Origin of the sequence: Salininema proteolyticum (assembly GCF_042685645.1) — a bacterium.
In the GTDB taxonomy this organism is placed as follows: Bacteria; Actinomycetota; Actinomycetes; order Mycobacteriales; family Micromonosporaceae; genus Salininema; species Salininema proteolyticum.
Map to the genome: position 1 here is coordinate 277,944 of NZ_JBHUNX010000001.1, position 16,474 is coordinate 294,417.

General features: G+C 70.3%; 11 protein-coding genes. 10 read left to right on the plus strand and 1 reads right to left on the minus strand.

The genetic code is table 11. The features are described from left to right. Position 1 precedes the first annotated feature (1 nt). Genes ACFTE1_RS01255 through nuoN form a run of 8 tightly spaced genes read left to right on the plus strand, consistent with a single transcriptional unit; the run spans position 2 to position 10,482 of the window. Positions 2–2,449 (plus strand): NADH-quinone oxidoreductase subunit G, encoded by a 2,448-nt coding sequence (locus tag ACFTE1_RS01255; protein WP_380620034.1) that lies wholly within the window; start codon positions 2–4, stop codon positions 2,447–2,449. Continuing rightward, complete coding sequence (gene nuoH / locus ACFTE1_RS01260) at positions 2,446–3,756, plus strand: NADH-quinone oxidoreductase subunit NuoH (RefSeq protein ID WP_380620037.1); 1,311 nt, start codon at positions 2,446–2,448, stop codon at positions 3,754–3,756. The genes ACFTE1_RS01255 and nuoH overlap by 4 nt, the downstream gene beginning before the upstream one ends. Before the next feature lies 1 nt (position 3,757). After that, positions 3,758–4,348, plus strand: a complete 591-nt coding sequence (gene nuoI, locus ACFTE1_RS01265) for an NADH-quinone oxidoreductase subunit NuoI (protein ID WP_380620039.1) — start codon at positions 3,758–3,760, stop codon at positions 4,346–4,348. Beyond that, positions 4,341–5,120 (plus strand): NADH-quinone oxidoreductase subunit J, encoded by a 780-nt coding sequence (locus ACFTE1_RS01270; protein WP_380620041.1) that lies wholly within the window; start codon positions 4,341–4,343, stop codon positions 5,118–5,120. Before nuoI ends, ACFTE1_RS01270 begins: the two co-directional genes overlap by 8 nt. Beyond that, positions 5,117–5,416: an NADH-quinone oxidoreductase subunit NuoK gene (gene nuoK / locus ACFTE1_RS01275; protein WP_380620043.1), complete on the plus strand. Its 300-nt coding sequence runs from the start codon at positions 5,117–5,119 to the stop codon at positions 5,414–5,416. Before ACFTE1_RS01270 ends, nuoK begins: the two co-directional genes overlap by 4 nt. A 9-nt stretch (positions 5,417–5,425) precedes the next feature. Next, positions 5,426–7,351 carry an NADH-quinone oxidoreductase subunit L gene (nuoL, locus tag ACFTE1_RS01280; protein ID WP_380620045.1) on the plus strand — a complete coding sequence of 642 codons (1,926 nt, stop codon included), beginning with the start codon at positions 5,426–5,428 and terminating at the stop codon, positions 7,349–7,351. After that, entirely contained in the window at positions 7,348–8,889 is a 1,542-nt protein-coding gene (locus tag ACFTE1_RS01285; RefSeq protein ID WP_380620053.1) for an NADH-quinone oxidoreductase subunit M, read from the plus strand. Before nuoL ends, ACFTE1_RS01285 begins: the two co-directional genes overlap by 4 nt. Positions 8,890–8,901: 12 nt before the next feature. Continuing rightward, on the plus strand, positions 8,902–10,482 hold the full coding sequence (nuoN, locus tag ACFTE1_RS01290) for an NADH-quinone oxidoreductase subunit NuoN (protein ID WP_380620055.1): 1,581 nt from the start codon (positions 8,902–8,904) through the stop codon (positions 10,480–10,482). 103 nt (positions 10,483–10,585) lie between these two features. On the opposite strand, the gene ACFTE1_RS01295 is transcribed toward nuoN, so the two are convergent. After that, positions 10,586–10,948: a DUF6223 family protein gene (locus ACFTE1_RS01295; RefSeq protein WP_380620057.1), complete on the minus strand. Its 363-nt coding sequence runs from the start codon at positions 10,946–10,948 to the stop codon at positions 10,586–10,588. A gap of 182 nt (positions 10,949–11,130) precedes the next feature. Between ACFTE1_RS01295 and ACFTE1_RS01300 the strand changes: the two genes are divergently transcribed. Both ACFTE1_RS01300 and ACFTE1_RS01305 read left to right on the plus strand, forming a co-directional pair. After that, entirely contained in the window at positions 11,131–12,255 is a 1,125-nt protein-coding gene (locus tag ACFTE1_RS01300; protein WP_380620059.1) for a sensor histidine kinase, read from the plus strand. A gap of 276 nt (positions 12,256–12,531) precedes the next feature. After that, entirely contained in the window at positions 12,532–16,443 is a 3,912-nt protein-coding gene (locus ACFTE1_RS01305; protein ID WP_380620061.1) for an AMP-binding protein, read from the plus strand. Positions 16,444–16,474: the final 31 nt, after the last annotated feature.

Genomic DNA, 16,474 nt, shown 5'->3' on the forward strand with positions numbered 1-16,474 from the left:
CATGGCCGAAGAGACCATCACGATCACCATTGACGGCCAGGAGATCGAAGTCCCCAACGGCATGCTCCTCATCCGGGCGGCGGAGCAGCTGGGCATCGAGATCCCGCGCTTCTGCGACCACCCGCTCCTCGCCCCCGCCGGCGCCTGCCGCCAGTGCCTGGTCGAGGTGCCGGACATGGGCAACGGGCGCGGCATGCCCAAGCCCGCCGCCTCCTGCACCACCACGGCCATGCCGGGGATGGTCGTCAAGACCCAGTACTCCAGCGAGGTCGCGCGGCAGGCCCAGGAAGGGATCATGGAGTTCCTCCTGATCAACCACCCGCTGGACTGCCCCGTCTGCGACAAGGGCGGCGAGTGCCCCCTGCAGAACCAGGCGATGAGCGCCGGGCGCACCGAGACGCGCATGGAGGCGGTCGACAAGCGCACCTACAAGAAGGCCCTGCCCATCTCCCCGCAGGTGCTCCTCGACCGCGAGCGCTGCGTCCTGTGCGCCCGCTGCACCAGGTTCAGCGACCAGATCGCCGGAGACCCCTTCATCGAGCTGATGGAGCGCTCCGCCCTGGAGCAGGTCGGCATCTACGAGGACGAGCCGTTCGACTCCTACTTCTCGGGCAACACCGTCCAGATCTGCCCGGTCGGAGCCCTGACCGGCACCCAGTACCGCTTCCAGGCCAGGCCCTTCGACCTGGTCTCCTCCGAGTCCGTATGCGAGCACTGCTCGGCGGGCTGCGCCCAGCGCACCGACCACCGCCGCGGCAAGACCCTGCGGCGCCTCGCCGGAGAGGACCCGGCGGTCAACGAGGAGTGGAACTGCGACAAGGGCCGCTGGGCCCACGACTACATCCGCGCCACCGACCGGATCACCCACCCGCTGGTGCGCAACGAGGAGGGCCGCCTGGAGAAGGCCAGCTGGCCCGAGGCGCTGCGCAAGGCGGCGGCGGGGCTGGCCGCGGCCAAGGACGGCGGCGGCGTCGGGGTCCTCCCCGGCGGGCGCCTCACCGTCGAGGACGCCTACGCCTACTCCAAGTTCGCGCGTGTCGCACTGGGCACCAACGACATCGACTTCCGCTCCCGGCCTCACTCCACGGAGGAGGCCGAGTTCCTCGCCCACGCTGTGGCCGGGGTCTTCCCCGCGGGCGGAGCGGTCACCTACGAGGACGTGGAGAAGGCCTCCACCGTCGTCATCGCCGGACTCGAGACCGAGGAGGAGTGCCCGATCCTCTTCCTGCGCCTGCGCAAGGCGGTCCGCCAGTCCGGCGTCAAGGTCAGGGTCGTGGCACCGTTCGCGACCCAGGGCACTCGCAAGATCAACGGCGCTCTTGTCGAGTGCGCCCCCGGAGGGGAGGCCGAGGCGCTGCTGGACGGCGATCTCAAGGCCTCCCTCTCCGAGGAGGGCGCGATCCTCTTCGTCGGCGAGCGCCTCGCCACCTCCGAGGGCGCGCTCAGCGCGGCCGTGAAGCTGGCCAGGGAGACGGGCGCGAAGCTCGCCTGGGTCCCGCGCCGAGCCGGCGACCGCGGAGCCGTCGAGGCCGGCTGCCTCCCGGGCATGCTGCCCGGCGGCGGGCTCTCCGAGTACGCCGAGGACCGCGAGCAGCTGGCCGAGTACTGGGACGTGGACGCGCTCCCGGCCGCCGACGGCCGCAGCGCCTTCCAGCTCCTGGCAGCGGCCGCCGACGGGTCCGTCGGCGGGCTCCTGGTCGGAGCGGTCGACCCGTACGACTTCGCCGACGCGCCCGCGATCGAGGCGGCCCTCTACGCCGCCAAGTTCACCGTCAGCCTGGAGATCCGCCACTCGGCGGTCACCCGCGTGGCAGACGTTGTCCTGCCGGTCGCGCCCGTCAGCGACAAGCCCGGCGCGTTCTTCGACTGGGAAGGGCGCCTGCGCGCCTTCGAGGCCACCTTCGACACCGAGTACATGTCGGACCACGAGGTGCTCGACGCGCTCGCCGACTCCCTGGGGCACAAGCTGAGGCTGTCGGACGTGCACGAGGTGCGCGCCGAGTTGGCCGGGCTGCCCGACCCGAAGACGCGCCAGCCCGCGCCGCTGCACGAGCCGGCCGAGGTCCCCAGGCCCGGCGAGGGCAAGGCGGTCCTCGGCACGTGGCGGCAGCTGCTGGACGGCGGCAGCCTCCAGGACAACAACTCCTACCTGGCCGAGTGCGCCCCGAAGCCGGTCGTCCGGCTCTCGGAGGCCACGGCGGCGGCGATCGGCGCGGAGGACGGCGGCGGGGTCACCGTCGGCACCACCATCGGGTCGATCACCCTCCCCCTGGCCGTCACGCCGATGCCCGAGGGCGTCGTGTGGCTGCCGACCAACGCCCCCGGCAGGGGCATCTACCGGCACCTGGGCGCGGGCAACGGGGACGTCGTCTCCGTAAGCGCCTACGGTTCCCACCGCGCTCCGGGGAGCCCCGCACAGCGCACCGACGCGGAAGAGAGGTCGCAGTGAACACCTTCTCCGAGATCCCGTTCTGGCTGACGGCGCTCAAGGCGCTCGGCGTCTTCGTCGTGCTGGTCCTCCTGGTGCTGTTCACCATCTGGTTCGAACGCCGGGTGGTCGCCTTCATGCAGGTGCGGCCGGGACCGAACCGCAACGGCCCGTTCGGGCTCCTGCAGAGCCTCGCCGACGGCCTGAAGCTGGCGTTCAAAGAGGACATCACGCCGCGCACGGCCGACAAGGTCACCTTCCTGGCCGCGCCGCTGATCGCGGTGACGTGCGCGTTCACGGCCTTCGCCGTCGTCCCCATGGGCCCCGAGGTCAGCATGCTCGGGTACACGACCCCGCTGCAGCTGACGGACTTCGAGGTGTCGGTGCTGCTGATCCTCGCGACCTCGGCGGTCGGCGTCTACGGGCTCGTCCTCGCCGGCTGGTCCTCCGGCTCCTCCTACTCGGTGCTCGGCTCGCTGCGCGCCGCCGCCCAGGTGATCTCCTACGAGATCGCCCTCGGCCTGGCGGTCCTCGCGGTGTTCTTCCAGTCGCAGCTGACGAGCATGTCGGCGATCGTCAACGCCCAGTCCGAGCCGTTGGAGGGGGCCCTCTTCGGGGTGTCGTTCTCCCTGCCGGGCTGGTACTTCCTCATCCTGGCCCCGTCGTTCGTGATCTTCCTGATCGCCATGGTCGGCGAGACCAACCGCGCCCCGTTCGACCTCCCCGAGGCCGAGTCGGAGCTCGTCTCCGGCTTCGCCACCGAGTACTCCAGCCTGAAGTACGCCTCGTTCTTCCTGGCCGAGTACGTCAACATGGTCACCATGTCGGCGCTGGCGACGACGCTGTTCCTCGGCGGCTGGCGCCCGCCCTTCCCCGAGTCCTGGTGGCCCGCCGCCGCCGAGGGCTACCTGCCGCTGGTGTGGTTCTTCGGGAAGGTGCTCGCGCTCCTGTTCGTCTACGTGTGGCTGCGCGGGACGCTGCCGCGCCTGCGCTACGACCAGTTCATGCGCCTCGGCTGGAAGGTCCTCGTGCCGGTCAGCCTGGTGTGGCTGTTGGCCTTGGCGGCCATCAACATCGGCGGCGCCTCCGAGTCGGCCGCGGTGCGCTGGGGGATGATCGGCGGGGCCGCCGTCCTCATCTTCACGCTGATCATGCTGTGGCCCACTCGCAAGCCCTACGAGCCGTCCTCCGTCCCGGACGGCGGCGTCGGGGGCTACCCCGTGCCGCCCATGGACCTGGTCGTGCCGCCGACCCCGCGGGGCCTGACAGAGCTCAAGGAGAAGGAGGCCCTCGAGATCGAGGCGTCTTCCGAGAGGAAGGAGTCCTGATATGTGGGGTTCACTCAAAGGCTTCACGGTCACCTTCAAGCACATGTTCAAGAAGCAGGTGACCGTCGACTACCCGGAGCGCCCGCCCAAGCTCGAGGCGCGCTACCACGGCCGCCACGTGCTCAACCGGCACCCGGACGGCCTGGAGAAGTGCATCGGCTGCGAACTGTGCGCCTGGGCGTGCCCGGCCGACGCGATCTACGTCGAGGGCGCCGACAACACCGAGGCCGAGCGCTACTCGCCCGGCGAGCGCTACGCGAAGGTCTACCAGATCAGCTACGCGCGCTGCATCTTCTGCGGACTGTGCGTGGAGGCCTGCCCGACGCGCTCGCTGACCATGTCGAACGAGTACGAGCTGGCCGCCGACAACCGGCGCGACCTCATCTTCACCAAGGAGCAGCTGCTGGCGCCCCTCACCGAGGGCATGGAGCGGACTCCGCACCCGATGCGGCTGGGCGACAGCGAGAAGGACTACTACGGCACCGGCACCGACAATCCCGGCGCCAGCCAGGGCGCCGAGTTCTCCTCCGTCGAGCTGAGCGAACTGCTCAAGCAGCGCACGGAAAGCGAGAGGAGCAGCGAGAATGCTTGAACCAGCCACCCTGGCCGTCTCCGGCGAGGCGGTCGTCTTCTGGGTCCTCGCCCCGATCGCGCTGGGCGGGGCCGTGGGCCTCGTCCTGGCCCGCTCGGCCGTCCACGCGGCGCTGATGCTGGTGTGCACGATGCTGAGCATGGGCGTCTTCTACATCGCCCAGTCCGCGCCGTTCCTGGGGTTCACCCAGATCATGGTGTACACCGGCGCGATCATGATGCTGTTCCTGTTCGTGCTCATGCTCTTCGGGTCGGGCTCGCGCGACTCGGTCATGGAGACGCTCAAGGGCCAGCGGATCGCCGCCATCGCCCTCGGCATCGGGCTGTCGGCGCTCCTGGCCGGCGGCATCGCGCACGCCGTCTCGGGCATGTTCGTCTCGCCGGTCGGCCCGCCGACCGTGACGACCTCGGCCGGGCAGGAGTCCAACGTCGCCGCCATCGCCCAGTCGCTGTTCACCACCTACGTCTTCGCGTTCGAACTGATCGCCGCGCTGCTCACCGTCGCCGCCATGGGCGCGCTCATGTTCGCCCACGTCTCCAGGCACGGCGAGCGCAAGGGACAGCGCGAGCACAGCCGCGAGCGCTTCGCCGAGGGCAACTACCCGGGGCCGAAGTCCGGGCCCGGCGTCTTCGCCACCTCGTCCTCGACCGCCACGCCGGCCCTCCTGCCCGACGGGTCCGTGGCCGGGTCGTCCATCTCGGAGCACGTCGCGCCCCGGCAGCTCACCGCCGTCGAGGCCGCTCCCAAAAAGACCCTGGGAGGCAGGGAATGAAACCCGAGTACTACCTGATGCTCTCCGCCGCGCTCTTCTCCATAGGAGCCGTGGGAGTACTGGTGCGGCGCAACGCCATCGTGGTGTTCATGTGCGTCGAGCTCATGCTCAACGCGGGGAACCTCGCCATGGTGACGTTCGCCCGCACCACCGGCACGATCGACGGCCAGGTCCTGGCGTTCTTCACCATGGCCGTCGCCGCCAGCGAAGTCGTCGTCGGCCTGGCCATCATCATGGCCATCTACCGGTCGAGGCGGTCGGCCTCCATCGACGACTCGAACCTTCTGAAGGCCTAGGAAGGTCCCATGACAGCACAGACACTGGCCCACGCCGGCATGACCTACTCCGACCCGACCGGGATCCTCGCCCACACCTGGCTCCTGATCGCCCTGCCCGCCTTCGGCGCGGCCGTCCTCCTCCTCACCGGGAAGGCGGCCGACCGCTGGGGGCACTGGCTCGGCGTCGCCACCGTCGCCGCGGCCTTCGGGCTCGGCCTGGCGCAGACGCTTGAACTGGCCGGGCTGGACGCCAAGAGCGTCCACACCGACCTCTACACGTTCCTGTCCGTGGGCGGGACCGACATGGAGGCCTCCCTCCTGTTCGACCCGCTGAGCGCCGCCTTCGTCCTCCTCATCACGGGAGTCGGCGCGCTCATCCACCTCTACGCCGTCGGATACATGTCCCACGACCCCGACCGGCGTAAGTTCTTCGCCTACTTCAACCTGTTCGTCGCGGCCATGCTCGTCCTGGTCCTCGGCGGCAACTACCTCATGACCTTCATCGGCTGGGAGGGCGTCGGACTGGCGTCGTACCTGCTGATCTCGTTCTGGCAGTGGAAGCCCGCGGCGGCCACCGCCGGCAAGAAGGCCTTCCTCGCCAACCGCGTCGCCGACGTCGGCTTCCTCATCGCCCTGTTCGCGATGGTCGCCGCGTTCGGGACGCTCGACTTCTCCGCCATCGAGGCCGACGCCTCGGGGCTGTCCACCGGCATGGCCCTCCTCATCGGGCTCAGCCTCCTCGCCGCCGCCTGCGGCAAGAGCGGCCAGTTCCCGTTCCAGACGTGGCTGCCCGACGCCATGGAGGGCCCCACGCCCGTCTCGGCGCTCATCCACGCCGCGACCATGGTCACCGCCGGGGTCTACCTCATCGCGCGCAGCCACGTCCTGTTCAGCCTCAACGAGACCGTCCAACTGGCCGTCGTCTCCATCGGGGCGCTCACGCTGCTCTTCGGCGCGATCGTCGGCTGCGCCAAGGACGACATCAAACGCGTCCTGGCCTGGTCGACCGTCAGCCAGATCGGCTACATGTTCCTCGCCGTCGGACTCGGCGGCGGAGCCATCGTCCTCGGACTGGTCCACCTGCTGGCCCACGGCTTCTTCAAGGCCAACCTGTTCCTCGGCTCCGGCTCGGTCATGCACGCCATGAACGACCAGACCGACATCCGCCGCTTCGGCGGACTCTGGAGGAAGATGCCCTGGACCTACGCCACCTTCGCCGCCGGATGGCTCGCCATCATCGGCATGTGGCCCGCCTCCGGCTACTTCTCCAAGGACCCGATCATCTACGCCGCCTTCGCCGAAGGCGGCGTCCGGGGATGGATCCTCGGCGGAGCGGCCCTCCTCGGCGCCGCCCTGACGGCCTTCTACATGACCCGCCTGTTCGTCCTCACCTTCCACGGCCCCAAGCGGTGGACCGAGGACGTCCACCCGCACGAGAGCCCCGCCGTCATGGTCGGCCCCCTGGTCGTCCTCGGCATCGGCTCCCTCGGCGGCGGCTACCTGCTCTACAAGTACATGCCGGCCTGGTTCGAGCCCGTCTTCGCGGCCAACCCGGAGACGATCCACGGACCGCTCTCCCACCTCCAGGTCACCGTCATGACCATGGTCGCCGTCGTCGGATCCGCCGCCCTCGCCTGGTGGTACTTCCGCTCCGGCACCGACGAGGCGCCCCAGCCGGCCTCCCTCCCCGTCCGCGCCGCCCGCGCCGACCTCGGGGGAGAACTGGTCAACAAGGCCCTCTTCGAAAGGCCGAGCGTCTTCACCGCCCGCGCCTCCGTCGCCTTCGACGCCCGCGGGATCGACGGGATCGTCAACGGCCTCTCGGCCGCCGTCGGCGGCATCTCCCGGCGGGCCCTCGGCCTGCAGACGGGATACGTCCGCTCCTATGCCCTGTCCGTCCTATCCGGCGCCGTCCTCGTGCTCGCCGGCCTGATGGTGGTGATATTCCAATGATTCTCACCGGAATCGTGGCGCTGCCCGCCCTGGGCGCGCTCGCCGTCGCGCTGGTCCCGAGGACCAGACCGAACGCGGCGAAATGGCTGGCCCTCACGATCGCCATCGCCACCGCGGCGCTGGCGGCCGGGGCGGCCCTCCAGTTCGACTACGCCGAAGGGGCCGCCTGGCTCCAGCTGACCGAGACCTACGCGTGGATCCCCGCCTGGGACCTCAACTTCTCCTGGGGGATCGACGGGATCGCGCTGATCCTCGTCCTCCTCACCGGGGGGCTCACGCCCATCGCGATGCTGGCCGCCTGGCGCGACCTCAACGCGGTCAAGCGCTCGGTCCCCGCGTTCTTCGCGCTGACCCTCGCCCTGGAGGCGAGCATGCTGGCGACCTTCCTGTCGGCCAACGTGCTCCTGTTCTACATCTTCTTCGAGGTCATGCTCGTGCCGATGTACTTCCTCATCGGCTCCTACGGGACCGGGCAGCGCCGCCAGTACGCGGCGGTCAAGTTCTTCCTCTACTCCTTCGTCGGCGGCCTGTTCATGCTCGTCGCCGTCATCGGAGTGTGGGTCGCCTCCGGCGGAGTCTTCGAGTGGGCCGCCCTCGTCGGCGCCGACGAGCAGGAGGCCGCCCTCCAACTCGGAGCGGGCAGCCTCCAGAACTGGCTGTTCCTCGGCTTCTTCCTCGCCTTCGCGATCAAGGCGCCGTTCTTCCCGTTCCACACCTGGCTGCCCGACGCCGGCGGCGCCGCGCCCGCCGCGATAGCCGCGCTCCTCGTCGGCGTCATGGACAAGATCGGCACGTTCGCCATCCTGCGCTACGCCCTGCCGATGTTCCCCGACGCCGTCGAGACCTTCGCGCCCTGGGTGATCGCCATGAGCGTCATCGGCATCCTATACGCCGCCTTCGTCGCCATCGGGCAGCGGGACCTCAAACGCCTGGTCGCCTACACCTCGATCGCGCACTTCGGGTTCATCGGACTGGGCATCTTCGTGTTCACGACCTCCGCCGCCACCGGAGCCGTCCTCTACATGTTCAACCACGGCCTGGCCACCGGACTGCTGTTCATCGTCGTCGGCATGCTCACCATGCGGCGCGGGTCCTCCCAGATCAGCGACTACGGCGGGGCCGCCAAGACCCTGCCGCTCCTGGCCGGGGTGTTCCTCTTCGCCGGACTGGCCTCGCTCTCGCTCCCGGGCACCGCCCCGTTCGTCAGCGAGTTCATGGTCCTGCTCGGCGCCTTCAGCGTCAACGAGCCCGTCGCGATCGTCGCGACCCTCGGGATCATCCTCGCCGCCGCCTATGTGCTGTGGATGTACCAGCGGACCATGCAGGGCGACCGGAACCACCGGCTCGACAAGCTGCCCGCCATGAAGCGCGACCTCACCATCCGCGAGAAGGCGCTCGTCGCGCCCCTCGTCGTCGCCATCCTCGCCTTCGGGTTCTACCCGCAGCCGATCGTCGACATGGTGGAACCGGCCGTGGGGCACACCCTCACCTATATCGAATCCGCCGACCCGGACTCGGTTCCGTCCGCCCAAGACTAGGAGAGACTCTCCATGGAGACCATCATCGAATGGGACGCGATAGCTCCCGTCATCGCCATCTTCACGGCGGGGTTCGTCGGGCTGCTGGTCGAGACCTTCGTCCGCTCCAAGAAGGACCCCGAGGGGACGGCCCTGTGGCGCTCCCGCATCCAACTGTCCCTCGGCCTGGCGGCCATCGCCCTGTCCATCGGCTTCATCGCCGGGCAGTGGGGGCGTGAGACCACCGCGTTCAACATGGCCCAGGACGGCGTGCTCGCCCGGCCGATCTTCTCCGCCTACATCGACGGACCCGGCCTCTTCCTGCAGGGGACCCTCCTGGTGCTGACCGCCGTGGCGCTCCTGTTCATCGCCGAGCAGCGCACCGTCAAGGGCGGCGACTTCGTCGCCCAGGCGGCCGTGGTGGCCGACTCCGAGGCGGACCTCCAGCAGCGCAAGCTCATCGGAGCCACCGAGATCTACCCGCTGACCATGTTCGCGCTCACCGGGATGCTCGTCTTCGTCGTCGCCGGCGACCTGCTGACCATGTTCGTGGCCCTCGAACTCATGTCCATTCCGCTGTACCTGCTCTGCGGCATGGCCAAGCGCCGCCGGCTCGTCAGCCAGGAGGCCGCCTTCAAGTACTTCCTGCTGGGCGCGTTCTCCTCGGCGTTCTTCGTCTACGGCATGGCCATGCTCTACGGTTTCTCCGGAACCGTGGCGCTGGAGGGCATCGCCTACATGACGATGAACCCCGAACAGCCCGTCGTGCTGCTGTACATCGGCATCGCCATGCTCGCCGTCGGCCTCCTCTTCAAGGCGGCCGCCGTCCCGTTCCACATGTGGACGCCCGACGTCTACACCGGGGCGCCCAGCGCGATCACGGCGCTCATGGCCTCGACGGTCAAGGTCGCCGCCATCGGCGGAATGCTGCGCGTCTTCAACACGGCCTTCGCGCCGGAGTCGCAGAACTGGCACACCATCCTCACCATCGTCGCCGTCGTGACCATGCTCGGCGGGGCGATCTGGGCGGTCACCCAGCGCAACATCAAGCGCCTGCTGGCCTACAGCTCCATCGCCAACGCGGGCTACCTCCTCATCGGAGTGATCGCCCTCGGCGAGGCCGTCGGAGCGACCCTGTTCTACCTGGTCGCTTACGGCTTCACTGTGATCGCCGCCTTCGCGGTCGTCTCGCTCGTGCGCGACGGCGACAACGAGGCGACCGACCTGTCGCGGTGGGCGGGGCTGGGCAAGCACAACCCGCTGCTGGCCATCGTGGTCACCGTGCTCATGCTCGCGCTCGCGGGAATCCCGTTCACCTCGGGCTTCACCGCGAAGTTCGGGCTCTTCGCCGCCGGCATAGGAGCGGGGGAGATCTGGCTGGTGATGGTGGCCGTGGTGTCCAGCGCGATCCTGGCGTTCCCGTACCTGCGGATCGTGGTGCTGATCTGGCTCAACGAGCCCGCCCCCGACGCCCCGCACGTCGCGCTGCCGAGCCCCATGGCCGGCGCCGTCGTGACGCTGGGGGTCGTGGCCACCCTGGTCCTCGGCCTGCTGCCGAGCACCCTGCTGGACTTGGCGAACAGCGCGTCGACGTTCCTGACGGTGGCCTCATGACGGCCGCGCCTTAGCGAAGCGAAAGGAGGCCCGGCGGGCGAGTCCCGCCGGGCCCCACTCATGTCCGGGCCTGTGTGGACTCCGGTGAAGGTCTCTGTGCGGTCTACTCCGGTGCCCGCGTCGCGGACCTGGATCGGCGCAGGGCCCACCACCCGAGAACGGCGGCGCCCAGGCCGATCACCATGGCCACGACGGCACCGGCCCGGCCGTTGCCCGTACCGAGGCCTCCTTCGGCGGCCGCCAGGTTCCAGGCGCCGAAGGCCAGGGCGGCCAGACCGGCTGCCACGGCGACCACGGCCGCCTGCCCGGCGAAGCCTCGGCCCTTCTTGAGCCGGTAGAGGGCCGTCCCGCCCATGGCGAAGCCGAACAGCGCGATCAGCCCGGCGACGAGCGATCCGGCTCGGCCGTAGCCGGTACCGTAATCGGTGGCGGCCTGCAATACCGCCGCGATGTCGGTCGTGTCCATGGCGCTCTCCTTCTCTGCGTGCGTCCCTTTCCCCGATCATGTCCCCTCCCGGCGTCCCCGTCGTCCATCCCGCGTGGTCGATTTCGACTGCACCCGAGGAGGTACGCTACCGCCGGGGCAGTAGGACGGCACTCCACCCAGCGTCCGATTCGGCGGGGGCCGAGCCGGACTAGGCTGGTCGCATGAGGATTGAACTGTCCGGCCCCCGCCCCGACGTCCGGGACTGGCTGATCGGGACCGCCGTGGCGGCGGTGCTGGTCGTCGCCGCGGTGTCCGGGGGAGAAGCGGCGCCGGACCTCGGAGTGCTCGCGTACGTCCTGCTGATCGCCAGCGGTTTCGCCCTGGTCGCGGCTCGCCGGGCTCCGGTTCTCGTGCTGATCCTCATCGGGCTCTTCGCCCTCGGATACCACGCGGCCGGGCTGGACGTCCCCCTGCTCGCCTACCTCTTCGCCGTCTACGCGGCGGTGCGGTCTGGCAACAGGTTCGTGACCATCGTCGTCTCGGTGGCAGTCCTGGCGGCGCTGCCTCTGGCCGCCTACGCCGCCGGGCGGCACGAGGTCGGCGCGGCGTTCGACCAGGCCCGCAGCTCCCTGGAGATCGCGTGGCTGCTCGCCGCCGGCGCCGCGGGCGAGGCGCTGCGCCAGGCCGAGAAGCGCGCGGACGAGGCCGAGCGGACCAGGGAAGAGGCGATGCGCCACCGGGCCGACCAGGAACGCCTGCACATCGCCCGGGAACTGCACGACTCCCTGACGCACCAGATCTCGGTCATCAAGGTGCAGACCGAGGTGGCCGTCCACTTGGCGCGCAAGAGGGGCGAGGAGATTCCCGACGCGCTGTCGGCCATTCGGACCGCCGGCAGCGAGGCCAACCGCGAACTCCGGGCGACTCTGGAGGCCCTGCGCGACGAGGACGCCGCAGGCCCCAGGGGAGTGGACGACATAGCGAACCTGGTGGAGCAGACCCGGTCGATGGGCCTGGACGCCGCCCTGACCGTGGAGGGCCGGGAGCGCGACGTCTCTGCCGCCGTGGGCAGGACGGCCTACCGGATCGTCCAGGAGGCGCTCACCAACACCGCCAGGCACGCCCGGGCCGACACGGCGTCGGTCGTGCTGGACTACCGGCCGGAGTCCCTGGTCGTCAGGGTCGACGACGACGGCGGTGCCGAGCCGGAGGCCGTGGTCGAGCCCGGTTTCGGCCTGACCGGGATGAACGAGCGGGTGTCGGCGCTCGGAGGGACCGTGGTCGCCGCGCCTCGGAGAGGGGGCGGGTTCCGGGTGGAGGCGGAGTTGCCGGCGGGCAGGTCCTGACACGGGGACCGGGGCGAACGCCGGCTCGGGGACCGCGGTGACCCGTGCGTGAACGGACGGCGAATCATCGGCGGGACGGAAAGGGGCTGCCGGCACGGGCGCTTCACGTTGCGAGGTCGGAGCTTCGGGCCGTCGATTGGCCACGCGCCCAGGACATTCCATAGTGTCACCCGTCACTGCAATGAGGGCGAAACTCATTCATGATTATGGGCATCTCGAAAGCATGTCAATACGTCGCGCCACCTGCGTCGACGTTCACAGACACAAAGGACCGTGATGTCTGCAGACACCGACCCGAACCCCATGCCGCCCCTGGCCACCGCCGCGGAGGGCATCTACACGGGACAACAGCTGAACCCCGGCTACAACGGATACTGGACCGGCGAGGCCATCGAGCTGACCGGCGAGGTGGACGTCCCCAGGCTCGTCCGCGCCGTGGCCGACACCCTCACCGCGGCCGAAACCCTCCACACCGTCTGCGTCGACCGCGACGGAGAACCCGCGATGAGCCTCGAACACCGGCGGGACTTCACTCCCGACGTCGTCGACCTCTCCGACCACGAGGACCCCGCCGCCGCGGCCTTCACCGCCATGGCCCAACTCCGCGACGAGCCCGCCGACCTGCACACCGGGCCCCTGTTCACCTCCGCCGTCTACACCGCCCCCGGGCGGGCCTGGTGGTACGTCCAGAGCCACCACCTCACCGCCGACGGATACTCCTACACGCTCCTGTACCGGCAGGCCGCCGCCCGCTACAACGGGGAGTACGGTCCGGACACGGCGTTCGGGTCCCTCCACGCCGTCCTGGCCGAGGACCGGGCCTACGCGCGAGGACCGCAGCGGGACGCCGACCGGGAGTTCTGGAGCGAGCTCCTCCGCGGCCACGACGCGCGCGGTCTCTCCGACCGCACCGCACCGCCGCACAACGGGCAGCTCCGGCTCACAGTCCCCCTTCCTGGGACCGCGCTCGAAAAGGCCGGCAGGGCCCGGTGGCCCCACCGGCTCATGGCGGGAACCGCGGCCGTCCTCCACCGGGAACGCGGCGTCACCCGTCCCGTCCTCGGCGTCCCCGTGTCCAACAGGCGCGGACCGGCCCTGAAGAACACGCCCTCCATGACCATGAACATGATCCCGGTGCCCGTCGCCGTCACCGCCGGGGCCACCGTCGACGACCTCGCGAACGACATCGCGGCGACCCTGGCGCGGACCCGGCCGCACCGCCGCTACCGCTACGAGTGGATGCGCCGCGACCTGGGGCTCTCACCCGTGAACGACCGGCTTTTCAGCCCGCTCGTCAACGTCATGCCGTTCGCCGTCCCCCCGGCCTTCCACGGCTGCGAGACGCGCTCGCGCCACATCACCACCGGTCCCGTCGACGACGTGAGCGTCACGGCGCGCTCCCCGAGGGAAGTCATTCTGGAGGCCAACCCGCGCAACCACACCGATGACGACCTCGCCGCCATGGGCGAAGCGATCACCAAGGCCCTGGCGGAGACGCCACGAACCGTCGGCCGGTGGACCGCCCTGCCGCACAGCGAACCCGCCCCGGCGCCGCCCCTGTCGCGGCGCCTCGACGAGCTGGCGGACACCCGGCCCGACCGCGTCGCCGTCCAGGAGGGCGACCACACCCTGACCTACACGGCGCTCCGCGACGAAGCCGAAGGCCTGGCGGGAACGCTCATCGACCGGGGCGTCGGCACCGGTGACATCGTCGCCCTCCGCATGCCACGCGGCATCGACGCCGTCCTGACCATGCTGGCCGTCCACTACGCCGGAGCGGCCTACCTCCCACTCGACCCCTGCGCGGCCCCCGACCGGACCGAGACCATTCTGGAGGAGGCGAAACCGGCCCTCGTCCTCACCGAGAAACCGGCACCCTCCTCCCGAAGGCGGCGCGACCCCGGGCCGACCGCCTACGTCGTCTACACCTCCGGCTCCACCGGCCGCCCCAAAGGCGTCCGCGTCCCCCAGAACGCCCGCGACTACTTCCTCCGAGCGGCGGTCGACCGTTACGGCCTCACCGCCGAGGACCGGGTCCTCCAGTTCGCGCCCCTCCAGTTCGACACGCACGTCGAAGAGGTCTTCGGCACCCTCGCCGCCGGAGCGTGCCTCGTCATCCGGGACGAGTCGGCGACGGAGTCCCTCGGCCGCTTCGCCGAGTCCCTCAACGAACAGGGCATCACCATCCTGGACCTCCCCACCGCCTACTGGCACGAGTTCGCCCACGCCGTCGCCGCCGGTAGGCTGACCTGCCCGCCCGCCCTGCGCACGGTGGTCATCGGGGGCGAGGCCGTCTCGGAGGCCCGAGTCCGGCAGTGGCACGACGCCGTGGGAACCGACGTCCGCCTCATCAACACCTACGGCCCCACCGAGGCCACCGTCGTCTGCCTCGCTGCCGACCTGACGCCCGGAGACGAGGTGACACTCGGCGAACCCCTCCGCGGCGTGCGCGCGGCGGTCGGCCCCGGCGGCGAGCTGTACCTTGCCGGGCCGGGGCTGGCCTCGGGATACGTATCCCCGACCGAACGGTTCACCACCGACGTGCGCGGTGAGGCCTGGTACCCGACCGGCGACCTCGTGCGGATCGGCGCCGACGGCCGAGTCTCCTACGCGGGCAGGAAGGACGACGAGGTGAAGATCTCCGGCCACCGCATCCAGCCCCGGGAGGTGGAGGCCGTCCTGCTGAGCCACCGGGACGTGGTCGAGGCGGCCGTGGTCGTCTCGCGGACGGGCGCTCGAAAATCCCTGACCGCCTACGTGAGCGGGACGGCGGACCCGGAGGATCTGCGCTCGCATGTGGAGGACCGCCTCCCCGCGCCCGCGCGTCCGCGCCTGTTGGCTGTCGAGGGAGCCCTGCCCAGGACGCCCAACGGGAAGATCGACCACAAGGCCCTGCGTTCGCCTGCCGACGAGGCCGCAGCGGTACCCCGCAATGCGATGGAGGAGGCCGTGGCGGCCGTGTTCGAGGAGGTCCTCGAACGCCCCCTGCCGGACTTGCACGCCGACTTCTTCCACTGCGGAGGGACGTCGCTCCTGGCGGTCGCGGTGGAGGTCCGTTTGAGCGAGAGGCTCGAGCGCGACGTCACCGCCTCCGACGTGCTGCACCACCCCACCATCGCCGGGCTCGCCGCGCACCTCGACGGCCGGGGCCCCGAGCCGGAGAGCGCCGTCGACGACGACGTGGCGTGGAATCCGCCGCCCGTCGCCGAGCGCTCTGCGGGAGAGGCGATCACAGTGACCGGCGGGACCGGGTACGTGGGCTCCTGGATCCTGGCCCGCCTCCTCGCCGCGACCGACCGGAGGATCCACTGCCTAGGGCGGGGGAGCGAGGAGCGGCTGCACGACGCGGTCCTCAAGGCCGGGGCGAAGCGGAGCTCGCTCGACCGACTGCACTTCGAACGGTGCGACTTGACGGACCCCTCCAGTGTGGCCTCACCCGGCGTCGAGCGGTGCGTCGTCGACAGCGCCGCCGTCGTCAACTCCGCCGCCGAGGTGAGCCTGGGCCGGGGCTACGGATCGCTGAGAGTGGTCAACACCGTGGCCGTTGAGGGACTCCTGAATGTGGCGATGCGGAGCGGGACCCCGTTCCACCAGGTCTCGACGATCGCGGTCGGGACGGGGAGGACCATCCCGGAGGACTACATGAGCAGGCCGCAGGGGGCGGCGGGAGGTTACCAGCTGTCGAAATGGGCCGCCGAGGAGCTGGTGAGGAAGGCCGGCGAGCGGGGACTGCCCACGGGGGTCCACCGGCTCGGGCGCGTGGTGGCGCCGGACGGGACGGAGTTCCACAATCCAGGCGACCTGCTGACCCAGGTCCTCACCGTGGGGCGGGCGATGGCGGCGCTGCCGGACCTGCGGATCGACGAGCCGTGGATCGCGGTGGACGCCGCCGCCGAGGCGATCTCCCGTGCGGCCGTGGAAGGGATCGCCGGAGTGTGGAACGTGGTGGACGACGACAGGGTGGACCTGTCGAAGTTCTTGCGTGAGAAAAGTATCGAGTGGGACGTGGCGTTCGTTCCGATGAAGGAGTGGACCTCCCTGCTGCGCGGTTCCCCGGTCAGGGGAGCGGCCGAACTGGCGGGGTACTTCGCCACGGTGGAGTTCGCCGGGGACCTCTATCCGTCCATACAGAACTCGGGCCATCGCGGGAACTCGATCAGGTGGGAGGAATCGGGACGGGAAGCGTGAAGAGGGGCCTCGCCGTCGCGGCGCCGCGACC